At 67.3% G+C, this 14,981-nt stretch carries 15 protein-coding genes; 10 read left to right on the top strand and 5 right to left on the bottom strand.

The genetic code is table 11. The annotated features are described in order from the left end of the window. Together uppS and QZV72_RS03600 are read left to right on the top strand one after the other, a co-directional pair. Positions 1 to 598 (top strand): polyprenyl diphosphate synthase (uppS, locus tag QZV72_RS03605; RefSeq protein ID WP_297005381.1); only part of this gene is annotated, 598 nt, incomplete at its 5' end. Continuing rightward, a complete protein-coding gene (locus QZV72_RS03600; protein WP_297005378.1) occupies positions 595 to 1,710 on the top strand; it encodes a VIT1/CCC1 transporter family protein in 1,116 nt (371 codons plus the stop codon). The genes uppS and QZV72_RS03600, both read left to right, overlap by 4 nt. Here QZV72_RS03600 and QZV72_RS03595 read toward each other — a convergent pair. Next, positions 1,700 to 2,137 (bottom strand): Fur family transcriptional regulator, encoded by a 438-nt coding sequence (locus QZV72_RS03595; RefSeq protein ID WP_297005375.1) that lies wholly within the window; start codon positions 2,135 to 2,137, stop codon positions 1,700 to 1,702. The genes QZV72_RS03600 and QZV72_RS03595 overlap by 11 nt on opposite strands. 305 nt (positions 2,138 to 2,442) lie before the next feature. On the opposite strand from QZV72_RS03595, the gene QZV72_RS03590 reads away from it, so the two are divergent. Next, on the top strand, positions 2,443 to 3,825 hold the full coding sequence (locus QZV72_RS03590) for a glycine--tRNA ligase (RefSeq protein ID WP_297005373.1): 1,383 nt from the start codon (positions 2,443 to 2,445) through the stop codon (positions 3,823 to 3,825). Between the two features lies 1 nt (position 3,826). Next, positions 3,827 to 4,429 carry a hypothetical protein gene (locus QZV72_RS03585; RefSeq protein WP_297005371.1) on the top strand — a complete coding sequence of 201 codons (603 nt, stop codon included), beginning with the start codon at positions 3,827 to 3,829 and terminating at the stop codon, positions 4,427 to 4,429. A gap of 137 nt (positions 4,430 to 4,566) precedes the next feature. Here QZV72_RS03585 and QZV72_RS03580 read toward each other — a convergent pair whose 3' ends face one another. Further along, positions 4,567 to 6,621: a TPM domain-containing protein gene (locus QZV72_RS03580; protein WP_297005370.1), complete on the bottom strand. Its 2,055-nt coding sequence runs from the start codon at positions 6,619 to 6,621 to the stop codon at positions 4,567 to 4,569. 50 nt (positions 6,622 to 6,671) lie between these two features. On the opposite strand from QZV72_RS03580, the gene QZV72_RS03575 reads away from it, so the two are divergent. Beyond that, positions 6,672 to 7,328 (top strand): YdcF family protein, encoded by a 657-nt coding sequence (locus tag QZV72_RS03575; protein ID WP_297005368.1) that lies wholly within the window; start codon positions 6,672 to 6,674, stop codon positions 7,326 to 7,328. Positions 7,329 to 7,339: 11 nt separating this feature from the next. Beyond that, positions 7,340 to 8,623 (top strand): deoxyguanosinetriphosphate triphosphohydrolase, encoded by a 1,284-nt coding sequence (locus QZV72_RS03570; RefSeq protein ID WP_297005383.1) that lies wholly within the window; start codon positions 7,340 to 7,342, stop codon positions 8,621 to 8,623. Here QZV72_RS03570 and QZV72_RS03565 read toward each other — a convergent pair whose 3' ends face one another. Then, positions 8,624 to 9,091 (bottom strand): ribonuclease domain-containing protein, encoded by a 468-nt coding sequence (locus QZV72_RS03565; RefSeq protein WP_297005366.1) that lies wholly within the window; start codon positions 9,089 to 9,091, stop codon positions 8,624 to 8,626. It lies immediately after the preceding gene. Positions 9,092 to 9,129: 38 nt separating this feature from the next. On the opposite strand from QZV72_RS03565, the gene dnaG reads away from it, so the two are divergent. Then, positions 9,130 to 11,097 (top strand): DNA primase, encoded by a 1,968-nt coding sequence (gene dnaG, locus QZV72_RS03560; RefSeq protein ID WP_297005363.1) that lies wholly within the window; start codon positions 9,130 to 9,132, stop codon positions 11,095 to 11,097. Between the two features lie 3 nt (positions 11,098 to 11,100). Here the strand turns inward: dnaG and QZV72_RS03555 are convergent, their stop codons facing one another. Continuing rightward, a complete protein-coding gene (locus tag QZV72_RS03555) occupies positions 11,101 to 11,463 on the bottom strand; it encodes a hypothetical protein (protein ID WP_297005361.1) in 363 nt (120 codons plus the stop codon). A gap of 151 nt (positions 11,464 to 11,614) precedes the next feature. On the opposite strand from QZV72_RS03555, the gene QZV72_RS03550 reads away from it, so the two are divergent. Genes QZV72_RS03550 through QZV72_RS03540 form a run of 3 tightly spaced genes read left to right on the top strand, consistent with a single transcriptional unit; the run spans position 11,615 to position 13,782 of the window. Continuing rightward, positions 11,615 to 12,733 (top strand): S-(hydroxymethyl)mycothiol dehydrogenase, encoded by a 1,119-nt coding sequence (locus QZV72_RS03550; RefSeq protein WP_297005359.1) that lies wholly within the window; start codon positions 11,615 to 11,617, stop codon positions 12,731 to 12,733. After that, positions 12,730 to 13,380, top strand: a complete 651-nt coding sequence (locus QZV72_RS03545) for an MBL fold metallo-hydrolase (protein ID WP_297005357.1) — start codon at positions 12,730 to 12,732, stop codon at positions 13,378 to 13,380. Before QZV72_RS03550 ends, QZV72_RS03545 begins: the two co-directional genes overlap by 4 nt. 48 nt (positions 13,381 to 13,428) lie before the next feature. Next, entirely contained in the window at positions 13,429 to 13,782 is a 354-nt protein-coding gene (locus QZV72_RS03540; protein ID WP_297005356.1) for a metal-sensitive transcriptional regulator, read from the top strand. Positions 13,783 to 13,790: 8 nt separating this feature from the next. Here the strand turns inward: QZV72_RS03540 and QZV72_RS03535 are convergent, their stop codons facing one another. Next, on the bottom strand, positions 13,791 to 14,666 hold the full coding sequence (locus QZV72_RS03535; RefSeq protein ID WP_297005354.1) for a hypothetical protein: 876 nt from the start codon (positions 14,664 to 14,666) through the stop codon (positions 13,791 to 13,793). Positions 14,667 to 14,981: the final 315 nt, after the last annotated feature.

Here is a 14,981-nt window from a genome sequence, read left to right as displayed (position 1 = left end):
GCTCATGGACATGGTCGACGAGTGCCTGGAGCTGGGGGTGGGCTGGCTGTCGGCCTACGCCTTCTCCACGGAGAACTGGCGGCGCAGTGCCGAGGAGGTGCGTTTCCTCATGGGGTTCAACCGCGACGTGCTGCGTCGGCGGCGTGACGAGCTGGACGCCAAGGGCGTGCGCGTGCGGTGGGCCGGCCGACGCCCCCGGCTGTGGCGGTCGGTGATCTCCGAACTGGAGAAGGCGGAGGAGCAGACGAAGGACAACACCCGTCTCACGCTGGTCATGTGCGTGAACTACGGCGGACGTGCCGAGCTCACCGACGCGGCCAAGGCCCTGGCCACCGACGTCGCCGCCGGGCGGCTCAAGCCCCGTGAGGTGACGGAGCAGCGGTTCGCGTCCTACCTCGATGAGCCGGAGATGCCGGACGTGGACCTGTTCCTCCGTCCCTCCGGTGAGGAGCGGATCTCGAACTTCCTGCTGTGGCAGTCGGCCTACGCCGAGATGGTGTACCAGGACGTGCTCTTCCCCGACTACACCCGGGCGGACCTGCGGGACGCCGTGTACGAGTACGCGCGGCGTGACCGGCGCTTCGGAGGTGTGAAATGACGGAATCCGGACCGGGACCCACGAAACAGGACCTGAGGCGGTGGCGCCGCTACCTCGCCGATGAGCGGGCGGAGGGTGCGGTCTACCGTGAACTCGCCAGGAAGAAGTCCGGTGAGGAGCGCGAGATCCTGCTCGGGATCGCCGAAGCGGAATCGCGCCACGAGCAGTACTGGCGGGACCGGCTGGGCGACGAGGTCGGACTGCCGCAGCGGGCCAGTCTCCGTACCCGTATGACGGCGTGGATGGCCCGCCGGTTCGGGTCGGTGTTCGTCCTGGCACTCATGCAGTCCGCCGAGGACCGCAACGCCTACCTCACCGAGTCCGAGCGCAGCGATGAGCTGGCGCAGATGGCCGCCGACGAGAAGATCCACGCCGAGATCGTCCGTGGCCTGGCCACCCGCGGCAGGGCGCGGATGTCCGGCGACTTCCGGGCCGCGATCTTCGGCGCGAACGACGGGCTGGTCTCCAACTTCGCGCTGGTGCTGGGCATGTACGGCGCCGGCGCCGGACAGACGACCATGCTCGCCGCCGGTGTCGCGGGCCTGCTCTCCGGGGCGTTGTCGATGGCCGCCGGCGAGTACGTGTCGGTGACCTCCCAGAAGGAGCTGCTGGACGCCTCCATCCCGGATCCCGGGACGAAGGAGGCGCTTCCGAAACTTGACGTGGAGCGCAACGAACTGGAGCTGGTCTACCGCGCCCGGGGCATGGAACCGGAGGAGGCGAGGGAGAAGGCGCACCTCGTTTTCGAGCGGATGAGCGATGTCAATGACAGCCTCGCAGTGGAGGGCGACAGCGGGCCCGACTCCGAGGACGCACACACCGAGATCGAACAGGGAGGGTCGGGACTGTCCGCCGCACTGTCGAGCTTCCTGTGTTTCGCCGCAGGGTCGGTGATTCCGGTACTGCCGATGATCCTCGGCGTCACGGGGCTCGCTTCCATGGTCGCGGCCGCGGTTCTGGTGGGCATCGCCCTACTGTGCACCGGCGCGCTGGTGGGGCTGCTGTCCGGGAAACCGCCCGTGCTGCGTGCCCTCCGTCAGTTGGCGATCGGACTGGGGGCGGCGGCCGTGACCTTCGGGCTGGGCAGCGTGTTCGACGTGGCTACGGGGTAGGCGGGGAGGCGCACTCGGGGCACAGTCCGAAGATGTCGGCGGTGTGCCCGGTGACCGTGAACCCGTGTTCGGCTGCGACGGCGGCGGCCCAGGCCTCGACCGGTCCACCGTCGATCTCGACGGTCTTCCGGCATGAGGTGCACACCAGGTGATGATGATGGTGGTGGGTGCTGCAGGACCGGTAGAGCATCTCGCCGGAATCATCCTGGAGGGTGTCGACCAGGTCTGCGGCGGTGAGCTGCTGCAGAGTGCGGTACACCGTGGTCAGCCCCACCTTCCGTCCGTCGGCGGTGAGGGTGGAGTGGATGTCCTGGGCGCTGGTGAAGGAGGTCAGTCCGGCGAGTGCCTCGACCACTGCGGTGCGCTGCTTCGTGGTGCGTTGACCGATGCGTGGCCGGTTGTCTGACGTGTCTCGTGCGGTGTCCATGATGACCCCACACTATCCTCCGCCACGCTGATTTGACAGACGTCGGGAGTGACCGTAGATTGGTGACAGTTCCCCGGACGAGGGCGTTAACCCCCCCCCAACGCCCACGTCCACTTTACGGGGGACAAGGCCCCATCCTTTCGAGGACAGTGTGGCCGGGGCCCGCGATAATCCCCCCCAACTTCGCGGGCCCTTTTTTAATGCTCTCTTCCGCCGGGTACCCCGGTAGGTGGCTTCGCAGGGGAACCCCGGTAGGATGGCGGTGATTATCCACCGTGAGCCTCTCGAGGAGCGTGCCGAAACACATGGCGTCCAGCAGCATCGATACCGTCGTCAACCTCTGTAAGCGCAGGGGCCTGGTCTTCCCGGCCGGCGAGATCTACGGCGGTACCCGCTCCGCCTGGGACTACGGCCCCCTGGGCGTGGAGCTCAAGGAGAACATCAAGCGTCAGTGGTGGCGTCACATGGTGACCTCCCGCAGGAATGTCGTCGGTGTGGACACCTCCGTCATTCAGCCGCGTCAGGTCTGGGAGGCTTCCGGCCACGTCGAGGTCTTCACCGACCCGCTGGTCGAGTCGTTGTACACCCACAAGCGTTACCGCGCCGACCACCTCCTCGAGGCCTACGAGGAGAAGCACGGACACGAGGCCCCCAACGGCCTGGCGGACATCAATGACCCGGAGACCGGCCAGCCCGGCAAGTGGACCGAGCCGCGGGCGTTCTCCGGTCTGCTGAAGACCTACCTGGGGCCGGTGGACGACAAGGAGGGGCTGCACTACCTGCGTCCGGAGACCGCTCAGGGCATCTTCATCAACTTCAAGAACGTCATGGGCGCCTCCCGGCAGAAGCCGCCGTTCGGTATCGCGAACACCGGCAAGTCCTTCCGCAACGAGATCACCCCGGGCAACTTCATCTTCCGTACACGCGAGTTCGAGCAGATGGAGATGGAGTTCTTCGTCAAGCCGGGTGAGGACGAGGAGTGGCACCAGAAGTGGATCGACGACCGTTACAACTGGTACGTCAACCTCGGCATCGACCCGGAGAACCTGCGTCTGTTCGAGCACCCGAAGGAGAAGCTGTCCCACTACTCCAAGCGCACCGTCGACGTGGAGTACGCCTTCGGTTTCCAGGGCTCCAAGTGGGGCGAGCTGGAGGGTATCGCCAACCGCACCGACTACGACCTGAAGACCCACATGGAGCACTCCGGTGAGGACCTGTCGTTCTTCGACCAGGCCACCGGTGAGCGCTGGATCCCCTACGTCATCGAGCCGGCCGCCGGCCTGGGCCGTGCGATGATGGCTTTCCTGGTGGACGCCTACTCCGAGGACGAGGCCCCGAACACCAAGGGTGGCGTCGACAAGCGTGTCGTGCTGCGTCTGGACCGTCGCCTCGCACCGGTGAAGGTCGCCGTGCTCCCGCTGTCGAAGAAGGAGACGCTGACCCCGACCGCCGAGAAGATCGCCGATGATCTCCGCGCGCTGTGGAACGTCGACTACGACACCTCCGGCGCCATCGGCCGCCGCTACCGTCGTCAGGACGAGATCGGTACCCCGTTCTGCGTCACCGTCGACTTCGACACCCTCGAGGACAACGCCGTGACGGTGCGTGAGCGCGACACGATGAACCAGGAGCGCGTCAGCCTCGACAAGCTGCAGAGCTACCTCGCCGCCGAGCTCGCCGGCTGCTGACATGCCGAACCCGGACATCCGCTGGACCGCTCCGTCGGACGGTCACACCTTCCCGATCTACGCCGGTGCCGTCGCCGACATGGAGCGGGTCGGGGAGTTCTGCGTCGAGCGGGACACGGCCATGCTCCGTTTCGCCGGGGACACCTGGCAGCTGGAGGCGGGGAAGCTGCCGGTGATGCGGGCGACGACTTCGCCAGACACCGGTTCCCAGGTCTTCACCGCCACCGGGGACGCCGACACTTTCGGCCGGTCGAAGAACGTGCTCTGCACGGTCGACCGGCACCAGGTGTTGGTGCACCAGGAGTCGCGCAAGGAGTTCATCATCCTGGACGCCACCGGTAAGGGTGGCCCGGGGCAGGAGCAGCTGGACCTTGCCGCGGCGACGAAGATCGGTCAGTTCGAGTCCGAGTCCGGGGCGATGAAGAACCTGCATGTGCAGTTCGAGGGTGCGGGTCAGTCCCTGCCGTTGGACGCCCAGGTGTTCGTGTCCTGGGTGGCGCGGCACATGATGGAGACCAGGATGATCTCGTCGACGTGGGCGATCACCATCTTCCTGGTCATCCTCGTCCCGCTGATCGTGCTGTACTTCCTCGGCGTGTTGTAGGGGCCCAGCCGGCCTACACGGGAAACCCCGGGTCCGGAAAGTGTTACCAGATTTCGCTGGTAACACTTTTCGTGACCTGGGGTTTTGTCAGTTGGTGGCGCTGGCGTCTGGTAGCACTTTCGACGACTCCCCGGGGGTCAGAAGCTGTCCATACCACCGCCACCGCCGAAGCCGCCACCGTCGCCCCCGCCGAAGCCACCTCCACCGAAACCGCCGCCGAAGCCGCCACCGAATCCACCGTGGCCGCTGAGCAGGGAGCCGAGGACGAGACCGGTGACGAGGTTGCCTGCGCCGGAGCCGCCACCGTAGTTGTTGTGCCGACGGTTGTAGTCGTCGATGTCTCTTTGTGCGTGCTGGGCGGCTTGGGAAGCGATGTTGTTCGCCTGCTGGGCGGCACGGAAAGCGTCCTTCGGCCGGGTGTCACGCATCCGGCGGGCATCGCCGAGGGCCTGCCCGGCGGACTGCGCCAGGGAACGGGCGGTCACACCGACCATCCGACCACGGGTGTGGATCGTGTCCTCCACACTCTGCAGACGCGCGGTGGCGTCGGCGATGGTGCGGTCGACCATGGCGATGGTGCGCTCGTAGTTGTTCCGGGCACCGCGGGCCTCGTCGATCTGGATGTCGAGCTCACCGTCTGCCTCCAGCAGCGCCGAGTAGGTACCCAGCGGGTCCTGGGAGCCACGGGACCGGGCATCAGCCAGAGCGGCCTTCGCCTTCTCGACAGCAGTAGCCAGGGCAGTGCGGTCAAGGTCGGCGTTGCTGGCGGCGTGTTCGGTGGCCTCGGTGATCTCCCCGTCGACCTCGTCGATCAGGGACTGGAGATTGGACTGCGCCTCGCGGAGCTGGACCTCGGCGTGGTCAACACCGTCGAGCTGACTGGCGGCCTGGTTCATGGCCAGACGGGCGGCGCGTGCGGCGTCCACCAGTTCCCCCTGCTCACCGGGCGGGAGGTTCAGGAGTTCGCGGGCCCGGGTGAGCGCCTGTTCCGCCTGGGTGATCTCGGCGTCCGCGATATCCGGGTTGTCGATGACCGAGGACAGCAGGGCCGGGTCGACGCGGTTCTTGAGAGAGTCCAGGGTGGCGCGGGTGCGGGGGACCCGGGTGCGCAGGTCGACGGTCTCCTGGAAGAGCTTGTCGACGATCTCGGGGGCGTTGATGAGCTTCTCGCGCAGAGTGGCGAAGCGCTCGGCCTGGGCGTCCAGATTCTCGACAGCGCTACCGCAGGAGGCGATGATGCCGATGAGGATGTCCCGCTCTTCTGCCTCGTCGCGTACCAGGCCGTTAGCGAGACGTTGGTGGTTCCCGTAGGCCTGGGAGAGTGTGCGCTGGGAGGATTCGACGGCCTTGCGCAGTTCACGGGTGCGCTCGGGACCGAACTCGGACTCGGCGGTGGTGAGCTCCTGGGCGCCCTTGCGGATGGACTCGTCGGTGGACTGCAGCTCCTCGGCTGCGACGGTGCGCAGTGCGTGGGTCGGCTGCTGTGCCAGGTCGGAAGAGTCGCCCGGGGTGATCGACCTGGTGGTCTCAACCTCGGCGGCCTCGTCCTTGCGGCGCTTCTTCTTCGACCAGACGAGGGCACCGCCCCCACCGACGGCGAGCACACCGACGCCACCCCACAGCCATGCGGAGGAACTACCGCCGGTCTCGTCGGCGATGACCTCGCCCACGGCCTTACCGCCCCCGAACCAGTTGCCGCCACCCATGTTTCCGGTGATCGCGGAGCGGACATCGGAGGTCAGCGAGTCACTGACGGAAGCGCCGGGAGACACCTGCGACTGACCACCGGTGGCGGTGACGTTGATGACGATCATCATGACGTTGTCTGCGGGATCCTGGGACTTGAGGGAAGACGCCAGAGACTCAAGGTCGCCCGTGTAGTTGTCCACATACACCAGGTACCCCTTCACCCCGGTCTCGGCCGGCCCCTTGGCGAGCAGGTCCGAGATCTCTGACGCCTCGTCGTCGGAGAGCACGCCGGCGTCATCGACGACCTGGGAGTCCAGGGTGATGTCGGTGTCCGTCGCGGTCTGGGCGAGCACCGAGGTCTCGGCGGTGGCGGGAGCGGCGAGGGCCATCCCGAAACCGGCCCCGCCGAGCCCCGTGAGACCGGCGATCGCGAGGGACGCCACGAAGCGTCGTGAACGTCGGTTACCGGACGGGGAGACAGAGGGGGAATTCACAGCGCACATACGTACAACAATAACCGGATTCGGGCGCGGCGGTGCGTACAGTTGTCTGCATGACTGTGTGGAAGAACCTGGGACGTGCCGTGGGTGCCGGCATCCGTGGATTCCTGTACATGACCGTCGGAACAGTCGTGGTGTCCCTGGTCATCGCGCTGGTCACGGCAGGTCACGTCTGGGCCTACGCCAGGCAGGACAACCGCACCCGGGCGGACGCGATCCTCGTTTTGGGTGCCGCCCAGTACAACGGCACCCCGTCGAAGTGGTTCGCCGCCCGCCTCGATCACGCCGCCGACCTCTACGACGACGGTGTGGCGCCCCGGATCGTCACCGTCGGCGGCAAGCTCGACGGAGACGCCTACACCGAGGCCGAGGCGGGGGCGATGTACCTGGCGGACAAGGGCGTTCCGGCGTCGAGTCTCTCCACCATCGACCACGGATCGGACACCCTCGAATCCGCCGAGCTCTTCGGCGAAGAGGCCGGGGACCGGGGCTGGGGGAGCGTCGTGGTCGTCACCGACCCGGCGCACTCGTTGCGCGCCACGGACATGGTCCGCGACCAGGGGATCACCGCCCACGCCTCACCGACGCGTACCGGCCCGGCGGTCTCGGGACGCGAGTCACAGATCGACAGCATCCTCCACGAGACCGGCGGACTGCTGTACTACCGCATCACCCGTAACGGTGGCGGCGACTACATGGTCCAGGAGTGACGGGAACACAGATGGAACGCTACGACTACACCGCCCACGACCTCGCCAGGTACCTGCCGACCCCGCCGAAGCACCTGGGCATCGCCGGGGCCGTACCCGACGGGCGGGAGGACTTCGACCGCGACCGGGCGCGCGTCCTGCACAGCGCCGCACTGCGTCGACTGGCGGACAAGACCCAGGTCGTCGGACCGGGGGAGGGGGACACGCCCCGCACCCGGCTCACCCATTCCCTGGAGGTCGGCCAGATCTCGCGCGGCATCGGTACCGCCCTCGGCCTCGACCCCGACCTGTGCGAACTCGCCGGGCTGACCCACGACATCGGCCACCCGCCCTACGGGCACAACGGGGAGACGGCGCTGGATACCGTCGCCGCCGACTGCGGCGGGTTCGAGGGTAACGCCCAGACCCTGCGCATCCTCGTACGCCTGGAGCCGAAGGTTCTCGGCCCGGACGGCACCAGTCACGGACTCAACCTGACCCGTGCCAGCCTCGACGCCGCCGCGAAGTACCCGTGGGGACCGGTGGACGTGCACGGCAACCGTCGCCGAAAGTACTCCTGCTACGCCGATGACCTCGAGGTCTTCGACTGGGTACGCGAGGGCGCCCCGGAGGGCAGGCGTGCGATGGAGGCCCAGGTCATGGACTGGGCCGACGACGTCGCCTACTCCGTCCATGATGTGGAGGACGGGATCCTGTCAGGACGTATCACCCTCGGTGTCCTCTGGGATCTCGTCGAGCTCGCCGCGCTGGCAGAGAAGGGGGCTGCGGCGTTCGGTGGGGACCCCGCCGAACTACTGGAGGCCGCTGACCGGTTGCGGGAGATGGATCTCGTCGCCCGGGCCGCGGACTTCCAGGGCGGGCTGCAGGATCTCGTGGCGCTCAAGGGTCTGACCAGTGAACTGGTGAGCCGGTACGTCACCGCGGTCGTCACCGCGACCCGCGCAGCCTATCCGGGGCAGGGGGGACTGGGCAGGTACTCCGCCGAGCTGGTCATCCCCGCCCAGGTCGTGGCGGAGGTGACCCTGCTGAAGTCGGTGGCGGTGCTCTACGTCATGGACGAGAAACGGCACCTGGCGAATCAGGACCGGCAGCGCGACCGGATCTACCGGGTCGCCGACTATCTGACGGCCGGTGCCCCCGGCACGCTCGACCCGGTGTTCCGGACCTGGTGGACCGAGGCGGACAGTGGTGACGCCCGGCAGCGCGTCATCGTCGACCAGGTCGCGTCCTACACCGAGTCCAGGCTGGAGCGGGTCGACCGGCTGGCACGCGCGGAGAGCGCGGCCTGGGGGTGACTAGTCCTCCGCATCGGGGATGGAGCAGAAGGACTCGTAGTGGTCGTCCGTGTAATACCAGACGTCCGGGTCGGTGGCCGAGCCGCCGCCGACGACGATGCGTCGGGTACCCCGGTGGTTGATACCCGGGGTGTCGACCGTGTACTCGCGGTAGTAGCTGGAGTTCTCCTCCGGAAGCACACCCTCGTAGTTGCCGAAGTGCTTGCCGTCGTCGGTGCCGTGGGTGAACGGGCCGCCGTCGAGGACAGCGTCGATGACCTCGTCCGCCTGCGTGGGCAGGGTGTCCACCGCACAGTCGTCGCCCGTCGGCGACATCGCCGAAAACGCCCGGCTGTCGTCGGAGGAGTCGTCACCGCCGGTGGCTGCGTCCACCCCGAAATAGCCGGCGACGAGCGCCACGATCACACCACCGACCGCGCCCAGCGCCGTTCTCCTGCTCTTCCTGCCGTCCTTCTTGTTCTCGCTCATCAAGGGGTCATTAGACCACACGGGCTACGATGGTCGCCATGGCACGAGGGCGCATACCGGACACTGACATCGCCGCGATCCGGGAACAGACCCCGATCGAGGAGGTCGTCGGCGAGTACGTCCAGCTCACACCAGGTGGAGTAGATTCACTCAAGGGGCTCAGCCCGTTCAAGGACGAGAAAACCCCCTCTTTCCACGTCCGCCCGAACAAGGGCTACTTCCACTGTTTCGCGACCGGTGAGGGAGGGGATGTCTTCAGTTTCCTCATGAAGATGGAGCACGTCACCTTCCCCGAGGCTGTCGAGCAGTGCGCCGAGAGGATCGGCTTCCACATCAACTACGAGGGTGGCGGCCCGGTGAACCGGGTTGAGCCGGGTACCCGGCAGCGGCTCATCGCGGCCAACCGCGCGGCCCAGGAGTTCTACCGCGCGCAGTTCCTGGACGCGGAGAGCCGGGACCCGGGTGCGGAGAAGGCGCGGGCGATGTTGCGCGACCGGGGTTTCAGCGACGAGCTCGTCGCCGACTTCGGCTGCGGATACGCCCCCGACGGGTGGGACACCCTGACGAAGGTCCTGCTGCGGCGCGGGTTCAGCTTCAAGGAGCTGGAGGACGCCGGCCTGTCCCGGATGGGAAACCGTGGCCCCATCGACCGTTTCCACCGTCGGTTGCTGTGGCCGATCCGGAACTCCGCCGGGGACGTCATCGGTTTCGGCGCCCGTAAGCTCTTCGAGGATGACAAGCTCGGCAAGTACATGAACACGCCCGAGACGCTGCTGTACAAGAAGTCGAAGGTGCTCTTCGGCCTGGACCGGGCGAAGAAGGCGATCAGTGCCGACCACCAGGCTGTCGTGGTGGAAGGCTACACCGACGTCATGGCGCTGCACGCGGCCGGGGTGACCACGGCGGTGGCGGCCTGCGGCACCGCTTTCGGTGAGGAGCACCTGCAGATGCTGCGGCGCTTCATGCTCGACGACCAGTTCTTCCGCGGGGAGATCATCTACACCTTCGACGGGGACGAGGCCGGGCAGAAGGCGGCGTTGCGGGCCTTCGAGGGCGACCAGAAGTTCACCGGGCGCAGTTACGTTGCCGTGGCCCCCGACGGGATGGACCCGTGCGACCTGCGTATGGAGCGGGGAGACGCCGCGGTGCGTGAGATGGTCGCCTCCCGTATCCCGATGTTCGAGTTCGTCATCCGTACCATCATCCGCGGTTATGACACCCACCATGTCGACGGAAGGGTGGATGCGCTGCGTCGGGTGGTCCCGGTGCTCGCCGGTATCCGGGATGACGCGCTCCGGGACGAGTACGCCCGCCAGGCGTCCGGCTGGTTGTCCTGGTCGGACCCCTCCGAGGTCGTCGCCCAGGTGCGTAAGGCCGCCCGCGGCACCGGGCGTCGGGACGCCGTCCCGGAGCTGAAGGAGGGCCTGGCTCGGGCGAACCGGCGGGCTGCGGCCGACCAGACACAGGCAGCGGACGCCCCGGTGTCGCTGCTGCAGCGACCCGATCCGACGGATGTGTACCTGCGACCGGTGCGGGAGGTGCTCAAGCTGATGCTGCAGGAGCCGGATCTGGTCGGGGCGGACGCTGACGGTCTGCTCACCGACAGTTTCGAGCATCCGACCTACATGGCCGTGGCGACCGCGGTCCAGGCGGCCGGAGGAGTGGGCTCGGTGACCGCCGGCGGTGCCGGATGGCTGGACGCGGTGAGTGCGGCGACCCGTGACCCGATGTGCCGTGCGGTGATCAGTGAGCTGGCGGTGGAGGAGCCGCGGTGCCGGGCCGACCGGCTGCCGTTCTATGCCCGGGCTGTCGTGGCGCGGATGGAGGAACGGTGGGTCGGCAGTGAGATCGCCGAACTGAAGTCACGGATGCAGCGGATGCGTCCGGATCTGGGCGCGGCGGAGAAGAAAGAGTACAACGCGACCTTCGCCGACCTCATGGCGTTGGAGAAGTACCGGCGTACCCTGCAGGAGCAGGCGCAGAACTACGGCGAACTGGGGGAGTGACCGTCAGCGGCTGCGGCGGCCGTGACCGTCCTGGTCCTGGACGCGGCGTCCCTTGGCGTCTGTCATCCGGCGGGAGTCGGAGGTGGTGGCACGGTCTTCCTCGTGGTCGACGAGGTCGTCCTCCAGAAGTGTCCCCCCGGCGCCGAGGACGGTGCGGGAACCGCCCTTGAGATCCCGGACCTCGCGCATCCGGGGGTCCGGGTCCAGCCGGTCCGCGAGGGCCTTGCGCCCGGCGGTGACGGCCCTGCGGGTGACCGGTGAGTTGATCACGGCCTCGTAACCGCCGCGGATCTGCTCGAAGCGGCGTCGTCCGGCCTTGGTTCCGAGGACGTACCCGGCTGCTGCTCCGATGACGAGTTGGATCATGGTGTCCACCCTATCGCAGTGGCGGACGTGCCACGGGCCGCACCGGTAACCTGGACTCCTGAGTGGCGCAGGACCATGAATCATTGTTTACTGTCAGTGAACCCACCCGGCAGAGAGACTGCACCGTCCCGACGAGAGGAACCGAGCACCCGTGAGCACCACAGTCAAGGGCGTCATCGCCCGAGAGAAGAACGCCGCCGTCGAACTCGTGGACGTCGTCGTCCCCGACCCCGGCGCACACGACGTTGTCGTGAAGATCCAGAGCTGTGGGGTCTGCCACACCGACCTCGCCTACCGGAACGGCGGCATCGGCGACAACTACCCCTACCTGCTCGGGCACGAGGCCGCAGGCATCGTCGAGACCGTCGGTTCCGGGGTGACCCACGTCGCGGTCGGCGACTTCGTCGTGTTGAACTGGCGGGCGGTGTGCGGCGAATGCCGCGCCTGCAAGAAGGGTGAGCCGAAGTACTGCTTCGCGACCTTCAACGCCTCGGCGCCGATGACCCTGACCGACGGCACCGAGTTGGAGGCGGCCCTCGGGATCGGCGCCTTCATCGAGAAGACCATCGTCCATGAGGGCCAGTGCACCAAGGTCAACCCGGAGGCCGACCCGGCAGCCGTCGGCCTGCTGGGCTGCGGCATCATGGCGGGCCTCGGGGCGGCGGTGAACACCGGTGAGATCAGGCGGGGAGAGTCCGTCGCCGTGATCGGCTGCGGTGGCGTGGGAATGGCGGCGGTCGCCGGTGCGAAGCTCGCCGGGGCGACGACGATCATCGCCATCGACGTCTCCGACGGGAAACTGGAGCGGGCGAAGGACTTCGGGGCAACCCACGTCATCAATTCCGCATCCCTGCCCGGCGACGCCTCCGCCGAGGGCGAGGACCAGCCTGTGGTGAAGGCCGTCCATGAGATCTGCGGCGGCATCGGCACCGATGTCGTGGTGGACGCTGTGGGCGTGCCCGCCACCTACCGGCAGGCCTTCTACATCCGCGACCTGGCGGGACGGCTCGTTCTCGTCGGTGTGCCGACGCCGGGCATGGAGCTCAACCTTCCGCTGCCGGACGTCTTCGGACGCGGCGGTTCACTGAAGTCCGCCTGGTACGGTGACTGCCTGCCCGAGCGTGACTTTCCGCTGTATACCGACCTCTACCTGCAGGGGCGTTTCCCGCTGGGCGACTTCGTCGACGAACGCATCAGCATCGACGCCGTCGAGGAGGCCTTCGAGACCATGAAGGCAGGCAAGGTCCTGCGGTCGGTGGTGGAACTGTGAACGCGCCGTCAGCCTCCGAATCCGGTCTGCGCATCGACCGTGTCGTCACCCACGGCGTCTTCGCCCTCGACGGAGGGGAATGGGAGGTCGACAACAACATCTGGCTCGTCGGCGATGACTCCGAGGTCATCGTGGTGGATGCCGCCCACGATGCCGACGCCATCGTCAACGCCGTCGACGGGAGGAAGGTGCGCGGGGTGATCTGCACACACGCGCACAATGACCACATCACCGTGGCCCCGGAGCTGGCGGAACGGCTGGACACGCAGATCCACGTCCACCCCGGCGACCAGATGCTGTGGGACGAGACTCATCCGGGGGTGCCCCACGCCGACCTCGCTGACGGTGAGGAGTTCTCCGTCGCAGGCACTACGCTGCAGGTCATCAACACCCCCGGGCATTCGCCGGGATCCTGCTGTCTGTACCTCCCGGAGGCGAAGGTGCTCCTCAGTGGTGACACGCTCTTCGCCGGTGGCCCGGGTGCGACGGGCCGGTCCTTCAGCGACTTCGGTACCATCATCGACTCGATCCGGGGGTCGTTGCTGACCCTTCCCGGTGACACCGAGGTCTACACCGGTCACGGGGACGCCACCTCGATCGGTGCGGAGGCGCCGCATCTGGCGGAGTGGATCGCCCGGGGACACTAGGCGGCCTCCGCTTGCCGGGCATACCCTGGTGGGGTATAGAATCCGGGCATGGGCACCGGTGACATGAATCTCCATACTGCGGCGCAGACGGACGATGGTTGCGGCTGCTCCAGCGAGCCCGCCGACAACGGGTACACCCCGGAGAAGAAGCGCTACCTTGCCCGCCTCAAGCGGATCGAGGGGCAGGTGCGGGGTCTGCACCGCATGGTCGATGAGGACGAGTACTGCATCGACGTCCTCACCCAGATCTCGGCGGTACAGTCTGCACTCAAAGGAGTGGCACTCGCGCTGCTCGACGACCACATGCAGCACTGCGTCCTTCATGCCGCGCAGCGGGGTGGGGACGAGGCCGTGGAGAAGCTCGACGAGGTCTCGGCGGCTGTCGCCAGGCTGGTGAAGTAGGGGATCCTCTAGCCCATCTGGGCGGCGCAGGTGGAGGTCCAACCGGACGTGCCGTCGGTGAAGAACGTGGTGCCGACCTCATGGATCGAGGTGTCCCCGCAGCTGGTGATCTCCTTGTCCAGCTGATGGGGCGAGTCCACGCCCGGCGCCCCGGTGAAACCGAACACCGGGTCCGGGTCGTACTGCTCGACCTGTGGGGCAGGCTGAGTGTCAGGGACCACCTCGGGGGTGTGGGAGGCAGCCTCCGCCGCGTCGGTGGGCTCGGGGGCTTGTACGGAGGTGGAGGGCTTCTCACCGAACTTGTCCAGTCGGATGAATGCGGTGGCGTCTTTGTCGGAGGTGTCCGTGCGGAAGTTGAAGAACGTGGCCTCGCGGTCCGCCGGGATCTCGAAAACCCAGGTCATCTCGGCATCGAAGCCGGAACCGAGGTTTCGGTTGCACTCCGGGTTGCCTGGGATTTCGTAGAGACTCTCGACGGGCTGGTAGAGGGCTTCGGGATCCGTCTGCAGAACGGCGGAGACGTACCCTCCGGTGCTGTGGCAGGTCAGATCCATGTCACGGTCGGTGTCATTGGTGACCGTGGTTTCCACGACAACGAACGTGCCGTTCTCCCTGGCGTTCACCTCCTGTGACGGACGTTCCTCGCCGTTGGTCCAGGATCCGTCGGTGTACCTGCGGACCGTGTCCGTCGTGTAGGCCGCGTTCACGGTCACCGTGGTGCCGTCTCCCTTGACTGCCACTCCCATGTTCCCGTAGTCCGGGGCGGCAGTCGTCGATGCGACGGAACTGTCCCCGGCGTCACCGGAGTCGTCGGACGTGCAGCCGGCGGCGAGTGCACCGGCCAGGACCACTGCGCCGGCCAGGGCGGACAGGTGGAACTTCATGGATTCTCCTCAGTCGTGTGGGAGTCGGCCCGAACCGTCAGGGTCGACCGGAGAAGAATCTAGTGTGTGGATACGACAGGGGTACCTCCAGGGGTGAACGGCTGTTCGGGGCTTCCGGTGGAACCCACACGACCCGCGTCCGGGCGGTGCCCTCGAGGGGCGTTACCCGGGCCCGGGTGACCGGCGGACAACCGTCCGCCAGGTCCACAATGTCGGTCGGGTTCGCTCCGGCGAACACCACCGATGCCGTCCACCCACGGGGCGCGTCATCTCCGCCGGATGAGGGAGCAGACGGCCGGATGTCTGTAACACCTC

Origin of the sequence: uncultured Corynebacterium sp. (genome assembly GCF_902782855.1) — a bacterium.
Lineage (GTDB): Bacteria > Actinomycetota > Actinomycetes > Mycobacteriales > Mycobacteriaceae > Corynebacterium.
This window is presented reverse-complemented; position numbering and strand designations above follow the sequence as displayed.

What these genes read in the sequence shown, in the direction of transcription:
- QZV72_RS03600 (WP_297005378.1), top strand. Translation starts at nt 595, where the DNA reads ATGACGGAATCCGGACCGGGACCCACGAAACAGGACCTGAGGCGGTGG.
- QZV72_RS03595 (WP_297005375.1), bottom strand. Translation starts at nt 2,137, where the DNA reads ATGGACACCGCACGAGACACGTCAGACAACCGGCCACGCATCGGTCAA.
- QZV72_RS03590 (WP_297005373.1), top strand. Translation starts at nt 2,443, where the DNA reads ATGGCGTCCAGCAGCATCGATACCGTCGTCAACCTCTGTAAGCGCAGG.
- QZV72_RS03585 (WP_297005371.1), top strand. Translation starts at nt 3,827, where the DNA reads ATGCCGAACCCGGACATCCGCTGGACCGCTCCGTCGGACGGTCACACC.
- QZV72_RS03580 (WP_297005370.1), bottom strand. Translation starts at nt 6,621, where the DNA reads ATGTGCGCTGTGAATTCCCCCTCTGTCTCCCCGTCCGGTAACCGACGT.
- QZV72_RS03575 (WP_297005368.1), top strand. Translation starts at nt 6,672, where the DNA reads ATGACTGTGTGGAAGAACCTGGGACGTGCCGTGGGTGCCGGCATCCGT.
- QZV72_RS03570 (WP_297005383.1), top strand. Translation starts at nt 7,340, where the DNA reads ATGGAACGCTACGACTACACCGCCCACGACCTCGCCAGGTACCTGCCG.
- QZV72_RS03565 (WP_297005366.1), bottom strand. Translation starts at nt 9,091, where the DNA reads ATGAGCGAGAACAAGAAGGACGGCAGGAAGAGCAGGAGAACGGCGCTG.
- dnaG (WP_297005363.1), top strand. Translation starts at nt 9,130, where the DNA reads ATGGCACGAGGGCGCATACCGGACACTGACATCGCCGCGATCCGGGAA.
- QZV72_RS03555 (WP_297005361.1), bottom strand. Translation starts at nt 11,463, where the DNA reads ATGATCCAACTCGTCATCGGAGCAGCAGCCGGGTACGTCCTCGGAACC.
- QZV72_RS03540 (WP_297005356.1), top strand. Translation starts at nt 13,429, where the DNA reads ATGGGCACCGGTGACATGAATCTCCATACTGCGGCGCAGACGGACGAT.
- QZV72_RS03535 (WP_297005354.1), bottom strand. Translation starts at nt 14,666, where the DNA reads ATGAAGTTCCACCTGTCCGCCCTGGCCGGCGCAGTGGTCCTGGCCGGT.